This is a genomic window from Desulfovibrio sp. SGI.230, from assembly GCF_050313065.1.
Taxonomy (GTDB): domain Bacteria; phylum Desulfobacterota; class Desulfovibrionia; order Desulfovibrionales; family Desulfovibrionaceae; genus Desulfovibrio.
In genome coordinates, this window is sequence record NZ_JBNPKS010000003.1 from 217,153 (window position 1) to 241,284 (window position 24,132).

The window sequence follows — 24,132 nt, forward strand, 5'->3', positions numbered from 1 at the left end:
CCAACAACGGTCCGTCTCAATAAGGAGAAGCGCCATGAATATCCTCATCTTTGGTCCCAACGGCAGCGGCAAGGGCACCCAGGGCAACCTGGTCAAGGCTAAGTACAATCTTGCTCACATCGAATCCGGCGCCATCTTCCGTGAGCACATCGGCGGCGGCACCGAGCTGGGCAAGAAGGCCAAGGAATACATCGATCGCGGCGACCTGGTGCCCGACGACATCACCATCCCCATGGTGCTGGAGACCCTGAAGACCAAGGGCAAGGACGGCTGGCTGCTGGACGGCTTCCCCCGCAACATGGTGCAGGCCCAGAAACTGTGGGAAGCCCTGCAGGCCGAAGGTCTGAAACTGGACTACGTCATCGAGATCCTGCTGCCCCGCGAGATCGCCAAGAACCGCATCATGGGCCGTCGCCTGTGCAAGGAAAACAACAACCATCCCAACAACATCTTCATCGACGCCATCAAGCCCAACGGTGACAAGTGCCGCGTCTGTGGCGGTGAGCTCTCCACCCGTTCCGACGACCAGGACGAAGCCGCCATCAACAAGCGTCACGACATCTACTACAACACCGAGAACGGCACCCTGGCCGCGGCCTACTTCTTCAAGAACCTGGCCGCCGAAGGCAAGACCAAGTACATCGAACTGAACGGCGAAGGCACCATCGACTCCATCAAGGAGACCCTGATCTCCCAGCTGAGCTAGCCTGAGCACGCCTTTCCAGGCCGGGGCCCTGCCCCGGCCTTTTTTTTGCCCGAAAATCCCGGAGCCCGGCCGGAAGCGGCCTTGCCTTTTGCCGCCGCGACCCCATCTTTATAGCGGGGGAAAGGTCCGCCGGCCCGCAGCGAGCACGCGTTCCGAAACAGGGGCCCTACTGGACATGCCTGTCCAAGTTTGCCACTATGCCCCCAACTTCACAGCGAGGTATCAATATCATGCAAGTCTGCATCGCGATCATGCACGGCAATCCCGTCATGCTGGAACTGCGGGAAGGCGTCCCTTACATCAATGACGAACCCCAGCCCATCAAGCACCTGACCGAAGATGACCTCGTGGCCTTCCACGAAGCCGTGAGCGCCATCCCCGACGACGGCGATCCCGGCAATGTCGCCCTTGTCAACGCCAAGCGCGCCGCGTTCATCGTGGACCTGCTGGGCCATGCCGTGGGCGACGAATGCGTCTCCTACCTGACGCATGTGCTGGACCACGTGCACTACGACGTCATGGAATATCTGGGTGAAACCGACCCCCAGGACTAGAAAGCCTGCCGGGCTCCCGCAAGGGGGAGGACTTCCGGCATAATTGAGGGAAACAATGCTTGAGATCCAAGACCTGCACGTTTCCGTCCACGGCACGCCGGTGCTCAAGGGCATCGACCTGAAGGTGGAAGCGGGCGAAACCTTTATCCTGTTCGGCCCCAACGGCTCCGGCAAGACCACCCTGCTCATGACGCTGATGGGCTTTTCCGGCTACGAGGTGACCCGGGGCAAGATCATCTTCAAGGGCCACGACATCACCTACGCCCCCATGTACGAGCGTGCCCGTCTGGGCATCGGCATGTCCTTCCAGCGCCCGCCCACCATCCACGGCCTGCCCACGGGCAAGATGGTGGAACTGTGCGGCCGCGGCCGCAAGATGGACATCCCCGCCATGGCCAAGCGCGTGCATTTCGATACCTTCCTGGACCGCGACGTCAACGCCGGTTTCTCCGGCGGCGAGATCAAGCGCTCCGAGCTGCTGCAGCTCATGGCCCAGCAGCCCAACCTGCTGCTTTTCGACGAGCCGGAATCCGGCGTGGACCTGGAAAACATGGCCCTGGTGGGCAAGACCGTGCGCAAGCTGCTGGACGGCGTGCCCGACTGCTGTAGCGCCACCCTGCGCGAGCAGGGTCGCCAGCGTTCCACCAGCGGGCTCATCATCACCCACACCGGCCACATCCTTGAATACGTCAACGCCGACCGCGGACAGGTCATGTATCACGGCAAGCTCTGCTGTGAAGCGCGCCCGCGCGTCATCCTCGACCATATCGCCCAGCACGGCTACCAGGAATGCCTGCGCTGCCTGGCCGGCGACATGTTCGGCAAAATCGCGGAGGCTCCCCTGGTATGAGCAGCATCGACCTTTCCCGTTTCAACTTCAGCGGCGGTGAGAACTCCGCCCCCATCGAAGATCTGACCCGTCTGCCCCAGGAAGACCAGCAGCGCCTGGTCCTGGCCGGCATCGACGTGCACGACACCAAGGTCAGCGGCGCCTTCATGCAGCTCAACCATGCCGACGTGCACTGCACCACCCGGCAGGAAGGCCTGGACCTCATGGACATCCGCGCGGCCCTCAAAAAGTTCGACGGCCTGCCGCAGTACTACTGGAAGCTGCTCGATCCCAACAAGGACGAGATCACCCGCATGGCCTACGAGCACCTCAACGGCGGCTACTTCGTGCGTGCCCGCAAGGGCGTGAAGATCAGCCAGCCCGTGCAGTCCTGCATGTTCATCAAGGGCAATGCCGCCGGACAGGCCGTGCACAACATCGTGGTGGTGGAAGAAGGCGCCGAGCTCAACATCCTGGGCGGCTGCGCCACCTCCCAGCACAGCAATGATGCCGCGCATCTGGGCATCACCGAATACTATGTGGAAAAGGGCGGCAAGCTGACCTTCACCATGATCCACAACTGGGGCGACTCCACCACCGTGCGGCCGCGCTCGGCGGGCGTGGTGGAAGCCGGGGGCGTGTTCCAGAACAATTACATCCTGCTCAAGAGCGTGGGCAGCCTGCAATCCTATCCCCGCATCGACCTCAACGGTGAGGGCGCCGTGGCCACCTTCAACTCGGTCATCGTGACGCCCACGGGCTCCTACGTGGACAGCGGCAGCGCCATCCACCTCAACGCGCCCCACACCCGCGGCGAGATCATCTCCCGCACCCTGACCACCGGCGGCACCATCATCAACCGCGGTTTCATCGGCGCTTCGGCCACTCCGGTCAAGGGCCATCTGGAGTGCAAGGGCCTCATCGTGGGCGGCGGCCGCGTGCATGCCATCCCCGAACTGGACAGCTGCCGCGACGGCGTGGAACTCTCCCACGAAGCCGCCGTGGGCAAGATCGCCCAGGAAGAGATCGAATACCTCATGGCCCGCGGCCTGGACGAGGACGAAGCCACCTCCACCATCGTGCGCGGCTTCCTCAACGTGGACATCATGGGCCTGCCCGCGCCCCTGAAGAAGGCCATGGACGAACAGATCAGCAAGCTCAACGCCGGCGGCGCCATGTAGCGCCCCCGCTGCGATACCTGCCTGTTGCGGGGCTGTCCGTACATGCGGGCAGCCCCGTTCGTTTTTGCGGACTGCATGCTGAAGACGGCCCCGCAGCTTATCCCGCAACGACCGCATCCTGCGCCACCCGACACCACTGTTCCCCTCCGGTTGCTTTGACAAAAGCAAACTTCTCCCTTTTCTCCCCAATGCTCCTTTTCCTGTCGGAAGCACTCTCTCCGAACGGACAGGGGCCAGGCCCCCGGAAGGGCTTGACCGCCTAGCGTCCTTCCGGCTATAGTTCGCTTCCTTCGTGGGCCTATAGCTCAGTTGGTAGAGCCTCCGGCTCATAACCGGCAGGTCCCAGGTTCGAGTCCTGGTGGGCCCACCAATATTTGAAAGGCAGGTTCCCTTCGCGGAAACCTGCCTTTTCATTTTTCAAAGGTATCCCGGCGTCCTGCCGGGCCTCCCTCATTCCCACTCAAGAGACCGTCTGTTCCCGTCCCTGTCGTAGTAGGGGTTATAGTCACGGATATCGCTTCCTTCAGGCCGTTCACAACCTGTATCGTCCCTATCCTGATATTTCCCCAGCTGGTCTTCCGCATAATCGTCGTTGTAATTAGGGCTGTTCTCCCTAAAATACCGCAACGGATCACTCTCCGTACCGAGCCGCTCATAATCATAGGCGTATCCTTGTGCTACGCTTATGGTAAAAAGGACAAGGAAACAATAAAGTATTTTGGCTTTCATACGATCCTCCATGATGTGTTCAATCTTTTTTGAAGACGCCGCCCAAATGGACGATGAGCAAAGGAAGGAGACACAAGACGAAATAGACCAAGAAGAACGCAAGGAGCCCGTTGACAACCCCCAAACAGCCCAGACAGATGACCAGAAGTACAAGCTGTGCCAGCGGTTGCAGAATCATTTTTCTCTCCCCAGTAGGAAACAGTGCCAGAAAATGGCGACCGTCTGTATGACAGCGGCTATGATGCATACCGCCAGCTTGCCCAGCAACCATAAGATATTCAGGGCAAGGAGCGGAGGCCCGAGAAAGAGAACGCACAGGAGGCTCTTCCAGAGGCTCTCCTCTCCTGCTTTAGCTGCTTTGGCGTCCTCAAGCGTAAATCGGCTGTCTTTTTCGGAGTCCATCATATCACCCCTCCCGTAGATAGCCTGTGGTAGCACATCTTCCCTCGTCCGTGGTCGCCTGTAAGGCGACATCCTAGAATACGGGCAAATCGTACATATGGAGAACAGCATTTATCTCATTTATATCATAAGATTTTTTAAGGATAAAATATTGGATGATCACATCGAAAAGGATACTGTCGGAAAGAACGAATCCAGCTTTTTTCAGAAGGCCATTGGTCTCGTCCAGTGAAAGTTCAAGTGCCAGGGCGAAGGCGATGACGGTTTTCTTAGCAGGAATATAGTCAAGTGTATTCTTTATCTTTGAAAACAGCTTCCTGTCAATCCTAGCTTTTTTGTACACGGTTACGGGATCGGCCTTTCTTTCCGCGATTATTTGCATCAGGGCTGTGGAAAAAGGATTCTCAAGGGAAGATCTGAAGATATCTTCCTTGAAACATTCTTCAGCATGCGGATCAGAATAAAAAACTGTATCCGGGATGAAGATATTGCGTTCAGCGGATTCCTTCTTTTCGCGTTCTTCTTCCGCGCGCCTGTCGAAAAAAGCCCGTACCTTTCCCCAAAGACCGCCATATTTCTGCTTGTCACGGTAGAGATAATGTTCATTAAGGAAATCCTCTACTTCATAAAGGACAGACCTGAAGCATGGGTTCTGTACCCTAGTGAATTTTTTGGAGAACAAAGACATGAGCGCTCCGAGAAACTTTAGCGGAGAACAATAAAGGGGCCGCCGCATAATGCGGGAGCCCCTTCTCCATATATACTGATCTAGGCCCGTAACGCCCGCGTCTCCGCGAACGGCAGATAGCCGGGCGGCACGTCGTCCTTGAGATCCACACCGGACAGGCGCCGGACAAGGGCATTCTCCACCAGATAGCAGAGCTTGCGCACGGCCTCCTCCACGGGCAGGCCCGCGGCGCGCACGTTGGAGATACAGTTGCGGGCCTCGTCGGTCAGGCCGGGCGTGGGCGCGTGGGTCATATAGACGCCCAGGGAATCGGGCGAGCTGAGGCCGGGGCGTTCGCCCACCAGCATGACCACCAGCCGCGCGTTGAGCAGGGCCGCCACATCGTCGCCCACAGCCACGCGGCCGAACTTCACCAGAGCCACCGGCGCGGCACTGAGCCCGGCAGCGGCCGCTTCTTCCAGAAAACGGGACGCAAAGGGCACGGCGTTCTCGTGTACGGCCCGTGCGGACAGGCCGTCACAGATGACCACGCTCACGTCCGGCGCACTGCCGGGATGTGCGTCCATCCAGGCATCCAGCAGCTGCCGCGAAGCCACGGAAAGACGGCGCCCCTTGTCCGGCCGGGTCAGATATTCGTTCCTGTCCGTCACCGCGCTGCTCAGGGAAAGGCATTCCAGACCGTGGGCGGCCAGACCGGCGCGCACCTGCTCTTCATCCAACGGCGTCATGACGGCATCCCGGGCGCGGGCATGGGCCAGACGGAATTCCAGCCAGCGTTTCACGGGCAGGCTCACCCCGCAATGGCCCAGACCGATGCGCGCATCGGTGAAGCGGCGCAATTCTTCCCAGGGATCCGGCGTCACGATGGCGGGCGCGGCGCCCGCGAGCTCATCCTGCCTAGTTTCCATGGCCGCCCTCCTCCAGTTCCCGGCCCAGAGCGGCCATGCCCCGGCGCTCACCGGGCGGCAGCAGCTCGCCCGTGGCGGACAGGATGCCCATGCGCTCCAGCCATGCTTCGAATTCCGGTGCGGGCCGCTTGCCCAGCACCCGCCGCAGCCAGGCCACATCGTGGAAGGACGTGGACTGATAGCCCAGCATGATGTCATCGGCACCGGGGATGCCCATGACGAAATTGCAGCCCGCCACGCCCAGCAGGGTCAGGAGCATGTCCATGTCGTCCTGGTCGGCCTCGGCATGGTTGGTGTAGCAGACGTCCTCACCCATGGGCAGGCCCAGCAGCTTGCCGCAGCAATGGTCCTCCAGACCGGCGCGGATGATCTGCTTGCCGTTGAACAGATATTCCGGCCCGATGAAGCCCACCACCGTATTGACCAGCAGGGGCCGGTAGCGCCGGGCCACGGCATAGGCACGGCATTCCAGGGTCTGCTGGTCCACGCCGAAGTGGGCCCCGGCGGAAAGCGCGCTGCCCTGCCCGGTCTCGAAATACATGACGTTGTCCCCCACCGTGCCGCGCTTCAGGGAGAGGGTGGCGTCCCAGGCCTCGTCCAGCAGGGACAGGGAGATGACGAAACTGGCATTGGCCTTTTCCGTACCGGCGATGGACTGGAAACAGAGGTCCACGGGCACGCCGCGCCGGATCATCTCCAGGGTGTTGGTGACGTGGGTCAGCACGCAGCTTTGGGTGGGGATGTCGTAACGGGCGATGACATCATCCAGCAGGCGGAGCAGGCGCCCGATGGCGGGCAGGCTGTCCGAAGCCGGGTTGATGCCGATGACCGCGTCCCCGGAGCCGTATTGCAGGCCGTCGATGACGGAAGCCAGCACGCCGCGCGCGTCATCGGTGGGATGGTTGGGCTGCAGACGCGAGGAAAAACGCCCCGGCAGGCCGATGGTATCGCGAAAGCGCGTCACCACGCTGCACTTGGAGGCCACCAGCACCAGATCCTGGATGCGCATGAGCTTGCTGGCCGCGGCCACCATCTCCGGGGTCAGGCCCGGCGCCAAGGCCGTCAGGGTCGCCGTGTCCGCGGCAGGGGTCAGCAGCCAGTCGCGCAGCTGGCCTACCGTGAAGGAACTGACCGGCGCAAAGGCCTGCGCATCGTGGCTGTCCATGATGAGCCGGGTGACCTCGTCCGTCTCGTACGGCACCACGCACTCCGACAGGAAACGCTTCAGGGGCACATCGGCCAGGGCCATCTGGGCCCGGATGCGCTCTTCCTCATTCTCGGCCGCGATGCCGGCCAGCACGTCCCCCGAACGCAAGGGAGAGGCTTTGGCCAGCAGTTCGCGCAAGGAACATTTTTCCACAGGATTTTCCAGAAGTTGAAGATTGCCCAACGTCACCGCCGCCTGCCGTGCCCGTACCGGGGCCCTGCGACGGCACCTCAGCCTGATACCCCCTCTGTATAGCCGCAGCCGACGGTCCCGACAAGGCGGATAGGGCCGGAACGCAAAAGCGGACAAAATGCCCGGAGAGGGGCGCGACCGGCACCTGCCCTCCCAAACGCCGGCACAGGGCAAAGCACGGCCCCGCTCCATCCCGGGATGGACGCGATGCCTGTATACCGCCTTGCCTGCCATAACTGTGTATCAAACTGTACACTCCGGGCCCGGGGCATTGCCTTGCCCGGCCAAAGGGCTATACTTCTTCCATGTTTTTCTGACCGGCAGCATACTGCCGGATTTCCTTTCTGCCCCCGCGAGGGCGGGACTGCTCCCCCGCATCCCGTCCCATCAAGGACCGCCCTTTTCCGACGGTCCTTTTTTCATCCCTCATGCATACGAAAAGGGCGCTGCATAGGCAGCGCCCTTTTTTCCTCAAACAGCACCTCTGGGAAGGCACAGACTGTCCCGGCTACTTTTCCTGCTCGGCCTCCCCGATCCAGGTCTGCAGGGCGTCCACGATCTTGCGGGCCTGATCGGCGCTGGAAATGGTGAACTTGCTCTGCTGCCGGTATTCGCCGCCCACCTTCTTGTAGCGGCGGATCACATACTTGTCGGGGCCGTAGGACGAGGTCTGCGGCTTCCACTCCTGATAGCGGAAGAGGATAGTGGTCCAGGCGCCCTTGCTCAGGACGATCTTGTCCAGTTCCTTGAGGATGATCTGTCCGTTCTCCTCATATTCCACTGTGAGATCATCGATGGATTCGCTCAAAACTGCCTTCCTTGCGAACGCGCACCCGGGACGTGCACGGTTGAAGTAAAGAGTCTGCACGGGCCGTCAGGGCCGTGCCATCCCTCTCATGGCGCACAATCTACGCATTTCGGGGCCAAACGGCAAGCCTGCCCCCTTGGGCGGGCATAGCTGCGGCCCGCACAGACGCATGCGGCTTTCCCGGCTCCGCGCAGTATGGGACCCTGCCCCCTGCCGTTTTCCCCAAAACGGATGGCCGTGCCGCCCTCTCGCCGCAGAAGATGGCAAAGGGCACGACCTGCCGCAACGGGCCTGCACCACATCAAGAAAATCACAGGAGAAGGACGAGCCTTCCGGCTCAGGGACGCCGCAGCAGCGACAGGGCGAAACGTTCCACCGGGGCGAAGTCGTCACGCAGGGGCTCCGTAACCGGCAGGGAAGGACGATAACGGCAGGCCAGCATGGCCGCCATCTCCGGCGAATGCCCCGGGCCGTCACGCAGGGCCGCGGCCGTGGCGGCGTCGCTGAACGCCAGCACCATCAGGTTCTGCAACTGGCCGGGATGCCCGGGATCGGTGACGCAAAAGACCTCCACCCGGGCGAAATGCCGTTGCAGCCCGGCATGGATGGCCCGCAGCAGGCGGCCATCTTCGCCTTCCACAGCAGCGATGACGTTCATGGCCAGCACGCCGCCGGGGCGCAGGGCACGGCGCATGGCGGCAAAGGCCTCCTGCGTGCCCAGATGGAAGGGGATGGAATAGCAGGAGTTGAACACGTCCACCAGCAGGATGTCATACTGTTCCCGCTGCCGGTTGAGGAAAGTCCGGGCATCGGCATGGATCAGACGCAGACGCGGGTCGTCCCCGGGCAGGAAGAACCAACGCCGGGCCACGGCGCTCATGCCGGGATCCAGCTCCACCACGGTCAGACGCAGGTCTGCGGCGTCCAGCCCGCTCTTGCCGGACAGCAGCCACTTGGGCACGGAGCCGCCGCCCCCGCCCAGCATGAGGATGTCCCGGGCCTGCGGACGGGCCAGCACGGCCAGGGCATAAAAGCGGGTGTAGTCGAAATAGAGCTCGTCAGGATCGTCCAGATACATGCCCGACTGGCTGTAGTCGGGATCCGTGGAGAGGATGCGCACCGGCCTGCCCCTGTCGCGGCTCTCGTGGATCAGCATACAGTTGTAGGGGCTCTCCACCATCAGGGGGCCTTCCGTCCGGCGGAACTGCCGGTCCCAGACGGCCAGCAGGAGCAGCAACAGCACAAGGCCCAGCCGCCCCCAGGAGCGGGAGGGCTCGGCCGGCAGCGAGAGCAGCAGCAGGCCCAGGGCCACGCCCCAGAGGATGGTGCCGCTGGCAAAGAAGGAGATGAGGACGAAGCCCCCCAGGAAGGTGCCCACGATGCTGCCCGCCGTGGACAGGGCGTACAGCCGCCCCACCGTGGCGCCGGACGTGGCCACGTCCCGGATGCGCAGCCGGATGATGTAGGGGCTGATCATGCCGCAGCACAGGGCGGGCAGGGCCAGGATGCCCAGGGCACAGGCCACGGCGGCCAGATGGATGTCCGTGATGGCGACGCTCAGCGCCTCCCCCACCAGACGGTGCGTCCCGGCGGCCAGGGCGCTGCCCAGGGAAGCTCCCGTCAGGATGAAGGCCAGCCCCCGCCGGGAAAGGTGCCTGTCGGCCAGGCGGCCTCCCAGCCAGGCCCCCACGGCAAGACAGGCCAGCACCACGCCGATGAGGCTGGTCCAGACCACGGCCGAGGTGCCCACATGCGGGGCCAGCACGCGCGCGCCCACCATCTCCAGCACCATGACCAGGGCGCCGCAACAAAAAGCGATGATCTCCAGCATCGTCGTCCCGTACGCGGGCGTACCCGCAAAAAAAGCGGGGTCAGTCCCGCCGTCCGGCAAAGAAGTCCTGCAACAGGTCCACGCTTTCCCGGGCCAGCACGCCGCCCATATGCCAGACCCGATGATTGAAGAAAGGCTGGTCCAGCGTCTCGGTGCAGGAAGTCACGGCACCGGCCAGCCTGTCGGCCGCCCCGTAGACCACCCCGGCGAGCCGGGCATGGACCAGGGCCGCGGCGCACATGGCGCAGGGTTCCAGGGTCACCACCAGCACCCCGCCACCCAGACGGTAATTGCCGCTGGCGGCCCCGGCGGCCCGCAGGGCCAGGATCTCGGCATGGGCCGTGGGATCGTGCAGGGCCACGGGCCGGTTGTGGGCGCGGGCCAGCAGACGGCCATCCGCCGCCACCAGCACCGCGCCCACAGGCACTTCGTCCTCGCGGGCGGCCTGCCGCGCCTCGTCCAGGGCCAGACGCATGAGGGACTCCCAGCTCCAGCCCGGCGGCGCGGAAGGCACGGGCCCGCCGCAGGGGCGTACCAGCGCCCCGTTGCTTACAGGATCACGATCTTGCACAGATGCTCCACCACCTGCTCGGGCGTGTCGCACACCGTGACGAGCTTGTCGATCTCTTCCCGGTTGATGAAACCGCCGTTGGCCATGCTCGTGCGCAGCCACTCCAGCAGGCCCGCCCAGTAGGAAGAATTATAAAGGATGATGGGGAAGGGCCGGATGCGTCCGGTCTGGGCCAGCACGAAGGCCTCGGACAGTTCGTCGATGGTCCCCATGCCGCCGGGCATGACCACATAGGCCATGGCGTACTTCACGAACATGAACTTGCGGGTGAAGAAGTAGCGGAAATTGCAGCGCGTCTTCACATACTGGTTGCAGCCCTGTTCGTGGGGCAGCTCGATGTGCAGGCCCACGGAAACGCCGCCCGCCTCGGCAGCGCCCTTGTTGGCCGCTTCCATGACGCCGGGGCCGCCGCCGGTGATGACGCCGAAGCCCTTTTCCACCAGCATCCGGGCCAGACGCTCGGCATCCCGGTATTCGGGCGTGTCGGAGGTGGAGCGGGCCGAACCGAAGATGGACACGCAGTTGGTGCCCAGCTTGTTCAGGGTATCCAGGGCCTGGACCATTTCGGCCATGATGCGGATGGTGCGCCAGGACTCCGTGGTCATGGCATTGAGATCGTCGATGACGTTCTGCCGGATCTCCATGAAAGCCTCCTTGTTGCGAGGATCGCAGAAAAGAAGAATGAATCTTCATCTTAAACCGCCCGGAACAGCCCGTCAAAGGTTTATGGGGCCTTGCGCTTCCGGGGCAGGAAGCGCATAGTGAAGAATCCCCCGCTTGCATCCGGCAAGCAGAACATCACCCCGGAGCATCCCATGAAAGTCCAGTTTCTCGGCGCTGCCCAGACCGTTACCGGCTCCTGTTATATGATAGAGGCCTGCGGCAAGCGTTTCTGTATCGACTGCGGCATGCACCAGGGCAACAAGGCCATCGAGGAGCGCAACCGCAATCCCCGTCCCTACGCCCCTGGCAATATCGACTTCATCCTCGTGACCCACGCGCACATCGACCATTCCGGTCTGCTGCCCCTCATGGTGCGCGAAGGTTTCAGCAAGCCCATCTACTGTACCAAGGCCACCAGCGAACTGCTGGACATCATGCTGCAGGACAGCGCCCACATCCAGGAGATGGAAGCCCAGTGGGAAGCCAAAAAGTACAGCCGCCGCGGCCTCAAGAACCCGCCCGCAGCCCTGTACACCACCGAGGACGCCCTCAAGACCGCCGAGCTCCTGCACCCCGTGGCCTACCATGAGGACTTCGAGCCCGCCCCGGGCATCAAGGTCACCTACTATGATGCGGGCCACATCCTCGGCTCCGGCTCCCTGCGCCTGGAAGTGACCGAGGACGACAAGACCACCAGCATCATCTTCTCGGGCGACATCGGCCGTCCCCAGGCCCTCATCGTGCGCGACCCCGAAAGCCCGCCCAAGGCCGATTACATCTTCATGGAGTCCACCTACGGCGACCGCAACCACAAGGACGAGGACATCAGCGACCAGGAACTGGCCGACGCCATCGCCTACAGCTACAGCAAGGGCGAAAAGGTCATCATCCCCGCCTTTGCCGTGGAGCGCACGCAGGAGATCCTCTACTGTCTGCACATCCTCCAGAGCAAGGGCAAGCTGCCCGCGGACATGCCCGTCTTCGTGGACAGCCCCCTGGCCATCCGCGCCACCGAGGTCTTCCGCCGCAACCGCGAACTTTTCGACGAGGACGCCCAGAAGATGCTGCACCAGGGCGACGACCCCTTCGAGCTGCCCAACCTGCGCTACACCCTGGATGCCGCGGAATCCCAGAGCATCAACGACTACAAGGGACCGGCCATCATCATCTCGGCCAGCGGCATGTGCAACGCGGGCCGTGTGCGCCATCACCTCAAGCACAACATCTGGAAGCCCGGGGCCAGCATCGTCTTCGTGGGCTATCAGGCCGTGGGCACCCCCGGCCGCAAGATCGTGGAAAAAGCCAGCAAGATCACCCTGTTCGGTGAAGATATGGACATCGCCGCCCGCATCTACACCATCAACGGCTTCTCCGCCCACGCCGGGCAGGACCAGCTGCTCTCCTGGCTGGAGCCCCTGGTCCACGACAAGGCCAACGTGGTCCTGGTCCACGGTGAAGAAAAGGCCCAGACCACCCTTTCCGGCCTGATCAAGGAAAAGTTCGGTGTGACCCCGCTGGTGCCCGGCTATATGGAAGAGATGATCCTCGAAGGCCATCAGGTGGCCCAGACCGTCCAGCACGAGGCCCTGGCCCATCCCCGCATCAACTGGGACTTCCTCACCGGCGAAGTGGAACGCAAGTGGGGCATGTTCAAGGGCAAGCTGGCCGACGTGGAGCAGAGCCCCTGGGTCCAGCAGACCGAACTGCAGGACGCCCTGGCCAAGATGGATTACGCCCTGACCCGTCTCCTTTCCCGCATGTGACCGTCTTACGGGGCGCGGCCTTGGGGCCGCGCCCTTCCGCGCTTTACGGGATGCCCCGGCCGCCCATTGACGGAAGGGCCGCCCCGCAGGTAAAAGTCTTGTCCCTGCCCTGAGGGCACCCTTTGTACAGCCAACCGCCGTTCACCCACGGCACAGAAAATACAGGAAAAACCATGCGCATCATCTCCGGCAGACTGGGCGGCAGACGCATCAAGACCGTGGAGGGCGAAGGCTACCGCCCGGCCATGGGCAAAACGCGCGAATCCCTGTTCTCCATGCTCACCTCGCGGGGCGTGGTCTGGGAAGGGGCGCGCGTGCTCGACCTTTTCGCCGGCAGCGGCAGCCTGGCCTTCGAAGCCGTGAGCCGCGGCGCCGAGCTGGCCGTGCTGGTGGAGAATTCCGCCGTGGCCGCCCGCTGCCTGGCCGACAACATCCGCCAGCTGGGCGTGGAGGACTGCGTGCGCCTGATCCGCGACGACGTGCGCAAGACCCTGAACAACACGCCCATGGGCTGTTTCGACCTGGTCTTCCTGGACCCGCCCTACCGCAAGAACCTGCTCAACGCCACCCTGCAGGGCCTGCTCAAACGTAACTGGCTGGCGCCCGGCGCCCTCATCTGCGCCGAGATCGAAAAAGACGCCGTCGTGGCCGCTCCCGACAGTCTGGAACTGCTGGTGGAACGCCATTTTGGTCAAACCCGCATACTGATATGGACACTCGCATGAAACTGGCACTCTATCCCGGCACTTTCGACCCCCTGACCAACGGGCATCTGGCCCTCATCCGCCGCGGCCTGGCCGTCTTCGACCAGATCGTGGTGGCCGTGGCCGACAATACGCCCAAGTTCCCCCTCTTCTCCCAGGAAGAGCGCGTGGCCATGGCCCGCGAGGCCGTGGGCGACGACGACCGCATCCTGGTGGAACCCTTCACCGGCCTGACCGTGGAATATGCGGCCAAGCGCGGGGCCTGTGCCATCCTGCGCGGTCTGCGCGCCGTCTCGGACTTCGAATACGAATTCCAGCTGGCCCTCATGAACCGCCGCCTGCAGCGCGACATCCAGACCGTGTTCCTGATGACCGACTACCAGTGGCTGTTCATCAGCTCCACCATCGTCAAGGCCGCGGCCAGCCACGGCGCCGACATCGTGGGCCTGGTGCCCGAGAACGTGCGCCTGCGCCTGATGGAAAAGTACCAGCGCGGCGAAGTGCGTCAGGCCACCCCCTGCCTCTCCGCCCCCTACGGCGGCTTCCGCGTCAACAAATAAGATGGCCGCGTCCCTGCCCGTCATCTGTCTGGCCGGCCCCACGGGCTGCGGCAAGACCGCCGCGGCCCTGGCCCTGGCCGAAGCCCTGGGCGGCGAGGTCATCAACGCCGACTCCCGCCAGGTCTACAGCGATTTTCCGCTCATCACGGCCCAGCCCTCGCCCGAGGAACAGGCCTGCTGCCCGCATCATCTGTACGGCTTTCTGCCTACGGGGCAGAAGATCAGCGCCGGCCGCTGGGCCGACCAGGCCGTGGCCGAGGCAAAGGCCGTGCTGGCCCGGGGCCATGTGCCCCTGCTGGTGGGCGGCACCGGCCTGTACTTCCAGGGCCTGCTGCACGGCATCGCCGAGATACCGGCCATCGATCCGGCCATCACCGCCGCCCTCACGGCCCGGCTGGCCGAGGAGGGCCCGGCGGCCCTCCATGCCGAACTGGCCGCCAAAGATCCCGCCTACGCGGCCCGCATCCATCCCAATGACCGCCAGCGCATCGTGCGTGCCCTGGAAGTGCTGGCCGGCACCGGCCATACCTTCAGCTGGTGGCACGAGCACGGCATGCCCGAACCGCCCTGCGCCGGGCCCTTGCTGGTGCTGGACATGGAGCTGGATGCCCTGACGCCCCGCCTGGCCCGCCGCATCGACCTGATGCTGGAACAGGGGGCCCTGGACGAGGCCCGCGCCGCCCGGCGGCGCTGTGATGATGCCGCGGCCCCCGGCTGGTCCGGCATCGGCTGCGCCGAAGTGCTGGCCCATCTGCGCGGCGAGCTTTCCCTGGAGGAATGCCGCCGCCTCTGGCTGCACAACACCCGCGCCTATGCCAAGCGCCAGCGCACCTGGTTCCGGGCCCGCAGCGAGGCCCGCTTCTTCGCCCCGCAGGATCTGGACGGCCTGCTGGCGGCCGCCCGGCAGGCCTGCTGAACCGGGGCGGGCGGACGCCCGCTCTCCCCTCCCCAGCCGGCAGACAGATCACGGCACCATGCCCGGCACGGCCGCGGTATGGTGCTTTTTTCATGCCCGTACGGAGGTCCTTCCCCGCAGAGAGCAGGGCCCGGCCTCTGGAGCCCCCTTTTTGACGCGTGTCACAAGAGATTTCTCAAAATATTTCTTGACATCCCGCCCGTTCTCCCCTCCCGCCCGCTCCCGCCTTCTTTGCCTGATCCGTTCCCGAAACAGGGCCAGCCGCAAGGATTTTTCCCGCCGCGGTCCCCTTTTTCTCCAGCCCGGATGCCCCAATACCAGCGTACAAGTAAGCTTTTCTGCTCGCGACCTCCCCTTGACGTGGCCTTGTGCCTGCGATAACTTGCCACACATTATTGGTGTGTTTGGCTCATGAGAGCCGGAGGACGCCCGCGGCTCCACGCTGCGGGAGAATGGGGAAAAGTCTGTTTCAAAAGGACGAGCACATGAGGAACGGTAAAGCACTGCTTTTGGCGGCGGTGATTGCCTTGGCCGGCGTGGCCTGTCTGATGCTTCCCGAAGCCAACCGCGCTGTGGCGGTGGGTCTGGAAGAATCCGACGCGGAAATGCCTAATGCCACGGTTCTCTTTCCGGTCAGCGAAAAGCCCAATCCCAAGGGCGCCAGCATGACGCCGGTGACATTCAACCATCAGGCTCACGTCGACAAGATCGACGATTGCACGGCCTGTCATCACACGGGCGACATGGTGGCCTGTAGCACCTGTCATACCGTGGAAGGCAAAGCCGAGGGCAACTTCATCAACCTTGAGCGCGCCATGCACGCCACCAAGATTGCCCCGCGCAAGGATGGCGTCACGCCCAAGAGCTGTGTGAGCTGCCACGAAGAGCAGTACAAGGAACGCCGCGAATGCGCCGGCTGCCACGAGATCGTCACTCCCAAGCGTGACGACCAGTGGTGCGGCGTCTGCCACGTGGTCACCTCCAAGATGACCCCCGAACAGTACCAGCTGGGCGTGGCCGGCAAGCTGTCCGCCGAGGACCGCGTCGCCCTGGCCGAAGCCACCATCGCCGAACGCAAGCCCGTGGACTACCTGGCCCCCGAAGCCTGCCCCTACAAGGTGGAGATCGGCAGCCTGTCCGACAAGTTCGAGCCCAACCTCTTCAACCATCGTCGTCACGTCTCTTCGCTCATGAAGCGCATTGAAGGCGACAATCTGGCCAAGGCGTTCCACAGCGAACCCGAGATCCTGTGCGCCACCTGCCACCATCGCAGCCCCCTGTCGGCCACTCCGCCCAAGTGCGGCAGCTGCCACTCCGCCAAGATCGATCCCCGCGTGCCCGAGCGTCCCACGCTGAAGGCCGCGTATCATCTGCAGTGCATGGGTTGCCATGACGGCATGGACGTTGCCCGTCCCCTCGATACGTCCTGCGCGTCCTGCCACAAGCCGCGTGCGACCGAGAACGCCAACTAGCTGGAGAGTACGATTATGGATCGTAGAAAATTTCTGACCATCCTGGGCAGCGCTGGCGTCGCTTCCGCATTGGGCACGGCACAAGTGGCCAAGGCCGGCGGCACCCATATGTTCCCTTACTATGAAGACAGCTACGGCGTCCTGCACGATACCACCCGCTGCATCGGCTGCCGCAGCTGCGAAGAGGCTTGCAACAAGGTCAACAACCTGCCCAAGCCCGAAAAGCCCTTCACCGACCTTTCCGTCTGTGACAAGCATCGTCGTACCTCCGCCGATGCCTGGACGGTGGTCAACAAGTACGAAGTGGGCGGCAAGCCCGTGTTCCGCAAGCTGCAGTGCTTCCACTGCAACGACCCGGCCTGTGCCTCCGCCTGTTTCGCCAAATGCTTCCAGAAGCAGCCTGACGGCAGCGTGACCTACGACGGTTCCCAGTGCGTGGGCTGCCGTTACTGCATGATCGCCTGCCCCTTCTATGTGCCCGGCTTCGAATACGACGAGGCCTGGGATCCGTTGGTCCAGAAGTGCACCTTCTGCGAACCCCGCCTGAAGGAAGGCAAGCTGCCCGGCTGTGTGGAAGCCTGCCCCATGGACGCCCTGACCTTCGGCCGCCGTTCCGACCTCATCAAGATCGCCCGCAAGCGTATCGCCGAGAACCCCGGCAAATACGTGGACTACATCTATGGTGAATGGGACGCCGGCGGTACCGCCTGGATGGTCCTGGCTCCCAAGCCGACCCCGTCGGCCGTCAAGGCCGCCGGTACGGCCGATGCCGGCCATACCTTCAAGGAACTGGGTCTGGACACCCACCTGGGCAACCGTCCCATGGGTGAACTGACCTACGGCGCCCTGGGTGCCGTGCCCATGATCATCGCCTTCTGGCCCATCCTCTTCGGTGGCGCCTACGGCATGACCAAGCGTCGTGAGGCCATGAGCAAGGCCGCCCAGGAAAAGACCGTCCAGACCGCCAAGGAAGATGTGACGGCCGCCATGGACGCCGCTGTGCGCAGCATCGAGCAGAATCAGGGTCCCGTGGCCGCAGATGAGGCCCGCAAGGCCATGATCCAGGCCCTCAAGGCCCGTGAAGCTCAAAACGGCTGCGACGGCTGCTGCGGCTGCAAGCACGGGGAGGATAAGTAAATGTCCCAGCACCAAATCGTGATCCCCACCAAGGACAAACTGTTCAACCTTGGTGAGTTTTCCCTGCGTCGCCCCGGCAACATGATCACCGCGGTCATCCTGGTCGTGGGCTTCGTACTGACCTTCATCCGCTTCACCCAGGGTATCGGCTCCATCACCAACCTGTCCGATACCATGCCCTGGGGCATGTGGATCGGCTTCGACCTGCTCTGCGGCGTGTGTCTGGCCGCCGGTGGTTACTTCACCACCGTGGCCTGCTACGTCATGGGCATGAAGCACTTCCATTCGGCCGTGCGCCCCGCTGTGACCACCGCCTTCCTGGGCTACGCCTTCGTGGTGTTCGCCCTGCTGTATGACCTTGGTCACCCGCTGCGTCTGCCCTACATGTTCTTCTTCCCCGGCACTACCTCCGTTCTGTTCGAAGTGGGTCTGTGCGTGGCTACCTACCTGACCGTGCTGTTCATCGAATTCTCGGTGGCTCCCATGGAATGGCTGTCCTGCAAGTTCCCCTTCCTCAAGAAGTGGCGCAAGGTCGTGGTGCGCTGCACCATCATCCTGACCATCTTCGGCGTGTGCCTGTCCACCCTGCACCAGTCCTCGCTGGGCGCCCTCTACCTGATCGCCCCCGGCAAGCTGCATCCGCTGTGGTACTCCCCCTTCATGCCCATGTTCTTCTTCGTCAGCTCCATGGCTGCCGGTTGCTCCATGGTCATCTTTGAAGGCATGTGGGCCCACAAGGGCGTGCACCACTACATGGACGAGACCCACCTGCGCGAAGCTGACGAAGTGGTCTTCAGCTTCTCCAAGGCCGGTGCCTTCATCCTCTTCGGCTACTTCATGCTGAAGCTCATCGACATGCTGGTCCAGGCCAACCTGCCTTACCTCTGCACCGGTTACGGTCTGTGGTGGCTGGTGGAAATGCTGTTCTTCGTGCTGACGCCCGCCCTGCTGTATGCCAAGGGCTCTCGCGACCGCAACATCAAGCTCTGCCGCTTCGCTTCCGCCAACGCCGTGCTGGGTATCGTCCTGAACCGTTTCAACGTGTCCATGATCGCCTTCAACTATGCCCTGCCCGCTGACGAGCGCTACTTCCCCAGCATCTGGGAAGTGTGCATCTCCATCTTCGTGGTGACCCTGATCGTGACCGTGTACCGCTTCATCGTCTATCACATGCCGGTGCTGTACGAACACCCCGACTTCAAGGACGCCCACTAGGACAGGAGGAAAATCATGGAATTCCATACCTTTTACGACTACTTCCTCTACACCAAGAACTGGGCCTACGTCATGATGTTCGTGACCCTGCCCGTCTACGTCCTCTACTGGAACACCGTGCTGTTCCCCAAGAAGGGCCCCTGGCTCTTTGGTGACGACGACGAGCATTAGGCCGTACGCAAACCACACAAACCGAAAGGGCGGGGGTGACCCCGCCCTTTTTTCGTGCCCGCGCTCCGGCGCTCGCCCGGGGAGCATTGCTCGCCCGGGAGCATGTTCCATCCGCCGGGCATCCCTCCCTTCCCCGCCATCCCCTTGCGGCTGCCCCGCCGGGCTGCTATGCTGTCGCCTGTCCGTGATCCGTCCCTGCCGGGGCATCCGCGCCTGCACGGCCGGCGCCCATGCGGCACCGGGCACGGCGGACACCACATCCCGCCCCCAGCGGGCGCAACTCCTGTACCGAGGATAGTATGGACAAAGTGCTTGTCATGGGTATCGGCAACCTGCTCCTCACCGACGACGGTGTCGGCGTCCACGCCGCCCAGACCCTGGCCGGGGAATCCTGGCCCGAAAACGTCACCATCATGGAAGCGGGCACCTTCACCCAGGATGTCTTCTATCTGTTCAAGGGCTTTGCCCATGTGCTCATCCTGGACATCGTCCATGGCCATGCCGGACCCGGCACGGTCTATCATCTGACCGAGAACCAGCTGGTGGACAACGAGAAGCAGCGCCTCTCCATCCACGACATCGACCTGCTGGATTCCCTGCGCATGGCCGAGATGCTCCACGGCTCCCGCCCCAACCTCACCGTCATGGGCATGGAGCCCGCGGACTACACCTCCTGGAGCATGGAGCTTTCCCCCGTCGTGCAGGAACGCTTCCCCGCCTATCTGGACGAGGTCCGCAAGGAGATCCTGCGCCTGTCCCGCCAATACGCCGGGAACGATCCCGACAGTACCTGTTAACCATCGAGGAAGAGTCATGTGTCTTGCCATTCCGGCCCAGGTGGTCGAACTCCAGGAACAGGGCATGGCCCGCGTGCGTGTGGGCGAAAGCCAGACCTACCTTACCGCTTCCATGCTCCTGCTGCCCGAGCCGCCCAAGGTCGGTGATTACGTCATCGTCCACGCGGGCTTCGCCCTGCACAGCCTCACCCCTGAGCAGGCCCAGGAGAGCCTGGCGGCCCTGCGCGAGGTGGCCGAGGCCATCGAAGGGCAGAAACCCCTGTTCTGATCCGCAGCGACAGCAAAGGGCTTTCCCGTGGGAAAGCCCTTTTCATCATCCGGCAGCGGGGGGCCGGCCGTTCACCAGTACGCTCCCGCCCCCCTGTCCCCTCTCCGCCGTCCGCGGCTATTTCCGCCAGCTTTCCCTGTCTCCGGCGGGGCCTTTGGCCCACCCGGAAAAGCCCGCATCCGCATGTGCCGGGCAGCGGCCGTGTCCCCGGCTGCGTTTTCCGGCGGAAAAGCGCGTCAGGGCGGCCTTTCCTGCTGCCCTTTCCTTGACTTTACAAACGTATTTGCCGAAACTTAGGCGCTTTTTACATTGCCTGAGGAGCCAGCATGAGCGACTATAAAAAAACCCTGAATTTGCCCAAGACCGCCTTCCCCATGAAGGCCAATCTTGCCCAGCGCGAGCCCCAGCAGCTCAAGCAGTGGGAAGAAACCAAAGCCTGTGAAGCCATGATCGAGAACTGCACCGACAAGGGTGCGTTCGTCCTGCATGACGGCCCGCCGTATGCCAACGGTCATATCCACATGGGCACGGCCCTGAACAAGATCCTGAAGGATATCGTGGTCAAGTCGCGCAACATGCAGGGCTATCGCGCCCACTATGTGCCCGGCTGGGACTGCCACGGCCTGCCCATCGAGCACAAGGTGGAACAGGAACTGAAGGAAAAGAAAAAGACCCTGCCCGCCCACGTGGTGCGCAAGATGTGCCGCGACTACGCCGGCAAGTGGATCGACATCCAGCGCAAGGAGTTCAAGCGCCTGGGCGTGCTGGGCAACTGGGACGATCCCTACAAGAGCATGAACCCCGCCTATGAGGCCGCCACGGCCCACGAACTGGCCAAGTTCGTGGACAAGGGCGGTGTGGTGCGCGCCAAGAAGCCCATCTACTGGTGCTGCTCCTGCCATACGGCCCTGGCCGAAGCCGAAGTGGAATACGGCGACCATACCTCGCCCTCCATCTTCGTGCGCTTCGCCCTCAACGATGCCGCCCTGGCCCAGCGCATCCCCGGCGCCGATCCGTCCCGCGCCTATGTGGTCATCTGGACCACCACGCCCTGGACCCTGCCGGACAACATGGCCGTCTGCCTGCACCCCGAATTCACCTACGTGCTGGTGGAGACCGGCGGCTGCCAGTACCTGCTGGCCGAAGAGCTGCTGGAAGGCTGCGCCAAGTCCTTCGGCTGGGAAGACGTGACCGTGGTGGGCCGCGCCACCGGTCAGGAGCTGGAAGGCCTCATCGCCCGTCATCCCTTCTATGACCGCCAGTCCCCCCTGATCCTGGGCCGCCACGTGACCCTGGATGCCGGTACCGGCTGCGTCCACACCGCTCCCGGCCACGGCCGCGAGGACTACGAAGTGGGCCTGGCCTACAAGCTGGACGTCTACTCGCCCCTGGACGATGCGGGCCGCTTCCTGCCGTCCGTGGAATTTTTCGCCGGTCTCAACGTCTTTGAAGCCAACCCCAAGGTCATCGAAAAGCTGACCGAAGTGGGCGCCCTGCTCAAGACCGCCAAGATCAGCCACTCCTACCCGCACTGCTGGCGCTGCAAGCAGCCGGTCATCTTCCGTGCCACCACCCAGTGGTTCATCAGCATGGAAAAGAACGACCTGCGCAAGAAGGCCCTCAACGCCATCGACACCAAGGTGCAGTGGATCCCCGCCTGGGGCCGCGACCGCATCTACAACATGATCGAGTCCCGTCCCGACTGGTGCATCTCGCGCCAGCGTCAGTGGGGCGTGCCCATCATGGCCCTGCTCTGCAAGGACTGCGGCGAAGCCTGGAACGACGCCAAGTGGATGCACGAGATGGCCGATCGCTTCGCCAAGCACCCCACGGGCTGCGACTACTGGTATGAAGCGCCCCTGGAAGAGATCGTGCCCGAAGGCCTCAAGTGCCCCCACTGCGGTGGCCAGCACTGGGAAAAGGAAGACGACATCCTCGACGTGTGGTTCGACTCCGGTACCAGCTTCGCCGCCGTACTGGAGAGCCGCCCCGAGCTCTCCGCGCCTGCCGACCTGTATCTGGAAGGCTCGGACCAGCACCGCGGCTGGTTCCACAGCTCCCTGCTGGTGGCCGAAGGCACCCGTAACGATCCGCCCTACAAGGCCGTGCTGACCCACGGCTATGTGGTGGACGGCGACGGCCGCAAGATGTCCAAGTCCATCGGCAACGTCATCGCCCCCCAGGAACTCATCGACAAGTACGGCGCCGAGATCGTGCGCCTGTGGGTCTCCTCGGTGGAATACCGCGAAGACATCCGCATCTCGGAACAGATCCTGGGCCGACTGGTGGATGCCTACCGCCGTATCCGCAACACCTGCCGCTTCATCCTGGGCACCATCAACGACCTGACCCGCGCCGACCTGCTGCCCCTGGACCAGCTGCTGCCTCTGGACCGCTACGCGCTCCATGCCGCCGCCCAGGTGCATGACCGCGTGCAGGATGCCTACATGACCTACGACTTCCACAAGGTCTACCACACCCTGCACAACTATTGCGTGACCGACCTCTCGGCCGTGTATCTGGACATCCTCAAGGACCGTCTGTATTCCTCCGCTCCCGCCAGCAAGGAACGCCGCTCGGCCCAGACCGCCCTGTACCACCTGCTCTGCATGCTGGTGCGCGACATGGCCCCGGTGCTGTCCTTCACCGCCGAAGAGATCTTCCACCACCTGCCCAACGACCTGCGCGACGACGTGCCCACCGTCTTTGCCCTGCCGCCCGTGGACAGCAAGCCCTATCTGCTGGAAGACGGCGTGCGCGACGACTGGAACGTGCTGCTGGCCGTACGCGGCGCCGTGACCCGCGCCATCGAGCCCCTGCGTCGCGACAGCGTGGTGGGCCATTCGCTGGATACCAGCGTGACCCTTTATGTGGCCGACGAACTGCGTGAACGCCTGGAAGGCCTGCACACCGACCTGCGCGCCTTCTTCATCGTCTCGCAGCTGCATCTGGCGCCCCTGGCCGAAGCTCCGGCCGACGCCGTGCAGGACGCCGAAGTGGCCGGTCTGGCCGTGGGCGTGGCCAAGGCCGCCGGTGAAAAGTGCGAACGCTGCTGGATCTACAGCACCGAACTGGGCAGCGATCCCGCGCACCCCACCCTCTGCCCCCGCTGTGCCAAGGTCATGGCGGAACTGCCTGAGGCGTAATGCGCAAATATACGATCCTGGGCGGCTACGGCCTGCTGGCGCTGGTCCTTGACCAGCTGACCAAGTGGTGGGCCGTGGCCGCCATCGATCCCCTGCAGCCCGTGACGGTCATCCCCGGCCTGCTGGATCTGGTGCTGGTCCACAACCGGGGCGCTGCCTTCGGCTTTTTGAACCGTTCCGACATCCAGTGGCAGTTCTGGCTGTTCCTGGGCGCGACCGTGGTGGCCGCCGTGGCCATCGTGGCCCTGCTGCGCAGCTCCCGCTTCAATGCCTGGCTCAGTGCCGGGCTGGGGCTGGTGCTGGGGGGCGCACTGGGCAATCTGGTGGACCGCATCCGCTTCCGGGCGGTCATCGACTTTGTGGATGTCTATGTGGGGCAGTGGCACTGGCCCGCCTTCAACGTGGCGGACATGGCCATCTGCGTCGGCGCCTTCCTGGCCTGCATCGTCATCTGGCGCACCCCGGAAGCCCCGGAAAAGAGCAAGGAGAAAAAATCATGACCTTTGCCTGGTGGCACGTCCTGGTGGCCCTGATCCCCATCCTGCCCAACCTCTGGAGCATCTGGCATATCTGGAACCACCGCTTCTCATCCTTCCAGCAAAAGGCCATCTGGCTGGTCATCGCTGTTTTCCTGCCTGTGCTGGGGGGCCTGATCTATATTTTCGCCGGTCGCAAGCACGCCGGTGAAAAACTTTAAAACGGGAGACCAAGACT

Annotated in this window: 26 protein-coding genes and 1 tRNA gene; 18 read left to right on the top strand and 9 right to left on the bottom strand. The window is 63.4% G+C overall.

What is annotated here, in order from left to right:
- Positions 1-34 precede the first annotated feature (34 nt).
- From ACQRAG_RS04795 to ACQRAG_RS04815, 5 genes are all read left to right on the top strand, one after another.
- A complete protein-coding gene (locus ACQRAG_RS04795) occupies positions 35-706 on the top strand; it encodes an adenylate kinase (RefSeq protein ID WP_006006223.1) in 672 nt (223 codons plus the stop codon).
- A 230-nt stretch (positions 707-936) separates the two neighbouring features.
- Positions 937-1,260: a hypothetical protein gene (locus ACQRAG_RS04800; RefSeq protein ID WP_006006222.1), complete on the top strand. Its 324-nt coding sequence runs from the start codon at positions 937-939 to the stop codon at positions 1,258-1,260.
- A 55-nt stretch (positions 1,261-1,315) separates the two neighbouring features.
- Complete coding sequence (locus ACQRAG_RS04805) at positions 1,316-2,110, top strand: ABC transporter ATP-binding protein (RefSeq protein ID WP_297139998.1); 795 nt, start codon at positions 1,316-1,318, stop codon at positions 2,108-2,110.
- The gene (locus ACQRAG_RS04810; RefSeq protein WP_168934497.1) at positions 2,107-3,270 is read left to right on the top strand and encodes a SufB/SufD family protein; all 1,164 of its coding nucleotides are present in this window, start codon (positions 2,107-2,109) and stop codon (positions 3,268-3,270) included. Before ACQRAG_RS04805 ends, ACQRAG_RS04810 begins: the two co-directional genes overlap by 4 nt.
- Positions 3,271-3,564: 294 nt before the next feature.
- Positions 3,565-3,640 (top strand) — tRNA-Ile (locus ACQRAG_RS04815).
- 80 nt (positions 3,641-3,720) lie between these two features.
- Here the strand turns inward: ACQRAG_RS04815 and ACQRAG_RS04820 are convergent.
- From ACQRAG_RS04820 to ACQRAG_RS04860, 9 genes are all read right to left on the bottom strand, one after another.
- Positions 3,721-3,999 carry a hypothetical protein gene (locus tag ACQRAG_RS04820; RefSeq protein WP_427803660.1) on the bottom strand — a complete coding sequence of 93 codons (279 nt, stop codon included), beginning with the start codon at positions 3,997-3,999 and terminating at the stop codon, positions 3,721-3,723.
- Positions 4,000-4,173: 174 nt separating this feature from the next.
- The gene (locus tag ACQRAG_RS04825) at positions 4,174-4,404 is read right to left on the bottom strand and encodes a hypothetical protein (protein WP_427803661.1); all 231 of its coding nucleotides are present in this window, start codon (positions 4,402-4,404) and stop codon (positions 4,174-4,176) included.
- Between the two features lie 70 nt (positions 4,405-4,474).
- Positions 4,475-5,089 carry a hypothetical protein gene (locus ACQRAG_RS04830; RefSeq protein ID WP_427803662.1) on the bottom strand — a complete coding sequence of 205 codons (615 nt, stop codon included), beginning with the start codon at positions 5,087-5,089 and terminating at the stop codon, positions 4,475-4,477.
- A gap of 80 nt (positions 5,090-5,169) precedes the next feature.
- Complete coding sequence (gene eutC, locus ACQRAG_RS04835; protein WP_427803663.1) at positions 5,170-5,997, bottom strand: ethanolamine ammonia-lyase subunit EutC; 828 nt, start codon at positions 5,995-5,997, stop codon at positions 5,170-5,172.
- Entirely contained in the window at positions 5,987-7,357 is a 1,371-nt protein-coding gene (locus tag ACQRAG_RS04840; protein WP_427803664.1) for an ethanolamine ammonia-lyase subunit EutB, read from the bottom strand. Before ACQRAG_RS04840 ends, eutC begins: the two co-directional genes overlap by 11 nt.
- A 547-nt stretch (positions 7,358-7,904) precedes the next feature.
- Entirely contained in the window at positions 7,905-8,204 is a 300-nt protein-coding gene (locus tag ACQRAG_RS04845) for a hypothetical protein (protein WP_168934500.1), read from the bottom strand.
- Positions 8,205-8,541: 337 nt separating this feature from the next.
- The gene (locus ACQRAG_RS04850) at positions 8,542-10,035 is read right to left on the bottom strand and encodes a fused MFS/spermidine synthase (protein ID WP_289615973.1); all 1,494 of its coding nucleotides are present in this window, start codon (positions 10,033-10,035) and stop codon (positions 8,542-8,544) included.
- A 40-nt stretch (positions 10,036-10,075) separates the two neighbouring features.
- Positions 10,076-10,549 carry a tRNA adenosine(34) deaminase TadA gene (gene tadA / locus ACQRAG_RS04855; RefSeq protein ID WP_370684896.1) on the bottom strand — a complete coding sequence of 158 codons (474 nt, stop codon included), beginning with the start codon at positions 10,547-10,549 and terminating at the stop codon, positions 10,076-10,078.
- Positions 10,550-10,584: 35 nt separating this feature from the next.
- On the bottom strand, positions 10,585-11,250 hold the full coding sequence (locus ACQRAG_RS04860; protein ID WP_168934502.1) for a TIGR00730 family Rossman fold protein: 666 nt from the start codon (positions 11,248-11,250) through the stop codon (positions 10,585-10,587).
- Between the two features lie 171 nt (positions 11,251-11,421).
- Here ACQRAG_RS04860 and ACQRAG_RS04865 point away from each other — a divergent pair, with 171 nt between their 5' ends.
- From ACQRAG_RS04865 to ACQRAG_RS04925, 13 genes are all read left to right on the top strand, one after another.
- Positions 11,422-13,032, top strand: a complete 1,611-nt coding sequence (locus ACQRAG_RS04865) for an MBL fold metallo-hydrolase RNA specificity domain-containing protein (protein ID WP_168934503.1) — start codon at positions 11,422-11,424, stop codon at positions 13,030-13,032.
- 173 nt (positions 13,033-13,205) lie between these two features.
- Positions 13,206-13,757 (top strand): 16S rRNA (guanine(966)-N(2))-methyltransferase RsmD, encoded by a 552-nt coding sequence (gene rsmD, locus ACQRAG_RS04870; protein ID WP_168934504.1) that lies wholly within the window; start codon positions 13,206-13,208, stop codon positions 13,755-13,757.
- The gene (gene coaD / locus ACQRAG_RS04875) at positions 13,742-14,296 is read left to right on the top strand and encodes a pantetheine-phosphate adenylyltransferase (protein ID WP_006006201.1); all 555 of its coding nucleotides are present in this window, start codon (positions 13,742-13,744) and stop codon (positions 14,294-14,296) included. Before rsmD ends, coaD begins: the two co-directional genes overlap by 16 nt.
- Position 14,297: 1 nt before the next feature.
- Entirely contained in the window at positions 14,298-15,212 is a 915-nt protein-coding gene (gene miaA, locus ACQRAG_RS04880; protein WP_427803665.1) for a tRNA (adenosine(37)-N6)-dimethylallyltransferase MiaA, read from the top strand.
- Between the two features lie 485 nt (positions 15,213-15,697).
- Positions 15,698-16,684, top strand: a complete 987-nt coding sequence (locus ACQRAG_RS04885; RefSeq protein WP_168934506.1) for a nine-heme cytochrome c — start codon at positions 15,698-15,700, stop codon at positions 16,682-16,684.
- 15 nt (positions 16,685-16,699) lie between these two features.
- Positions 16,700-17,821, top strand: coding sequence for a sulfate respiration complex iron-sulfur protein HmcB (gene hmcB / locus ACQRAG_RS04890; RefSeq protein WP_168934507.1), 1,122 nt, complete (start codon positions 16,700-16,702; stop codon positions 17,819-17,821).
- A complete protein-coding gene (hmcC, locus tag ACQRAG_RS04895) occupies positions 17,822-19,036 on the top strand; it encodes a sulfate respiration complex protein HmcC (protein ID WP_006006190.1) in 1,215 nt (404 codons plus the stop codon). It begins immediately after the preceding gene.
- 15 nt (positions 19,037-19,051) lie between these two features.
- A complete protein-coding gene (locus ACQRAG_RS04900; protein WP_006006188.1) occupies positions 19,052-19,207 on the top strand; it encodes a hypothetical protein in 156 nt (51 codons plus the stop codon).
- A 299-nt stretch (positions 19,208-19,506) separates the two neighbouring features.
- Positions 19,507-20,004, top strand: a complete 498-nt coding sequence (gene hysD / locus ACQRAG_RS04905; protein WP_006006186.1) for a NiFeSe hydrogenase maturation protease — start codon at positions 19,507-19,509, stop codon at positions 20,002-20,004.
- A gap of 16 nt (positions 20,005-20,020) precedes the next feature.
- Positions 20,021-20,272, top strand: a complete 252-nt coding sequence (locus ACQRAG_RS04910; RefSeq protein ID WP_006006184.1) for a HypC/HybG/HupF family hydrogenase formation chaperone — start codon at positions 20,021-20,023, stop codon at positions 20,270-20,272.
- 326 nt (positions 20,273-20,598) lie between these two features.
- Positions 20,599-23,418, top strand: a complete 2,820-nt coding sequence (gene ileS / locus ACQRAG_RS04915) for an isoleucine--tRNA ligase (RefSeq protein ID WP_302261167.1) — start codon at positions 20,599-20,601, stop codon at positions 23,416-23,418.
- The gene (lspA, locus tag ACQRAG_RS04920; RefSeq protein ID WP_168934511.1) at positions 23,418-23,918 is read left to right on the top strand and encodes a signal peptidase II; all 501 of its coding nucleotides are present in this window, start codon (positions 23,418-23,420) and stop codon (positions 23,916-23,918) included. The genes ileS and lspA overlap by 1 nt, the downstream gene beginning before the upstream one ends.
- Positions 23,915-24,115, top strand: coding sequence for a PLDc N-terminal domain-containing protein (locus ACQRAG_RS04925; RefSeq protein WP_006006176.1), 201 nt, complete (start codon positions 23,915-23,917; stop codon positions 24,113-24,115). Before lspA ends, ACQRAG_RS04925 begins: the two co-directional genes overlap by 4 nt.
- The last annotated feature ends 17 nt before the right edge of the window (positions 24,116-24,132 follow it).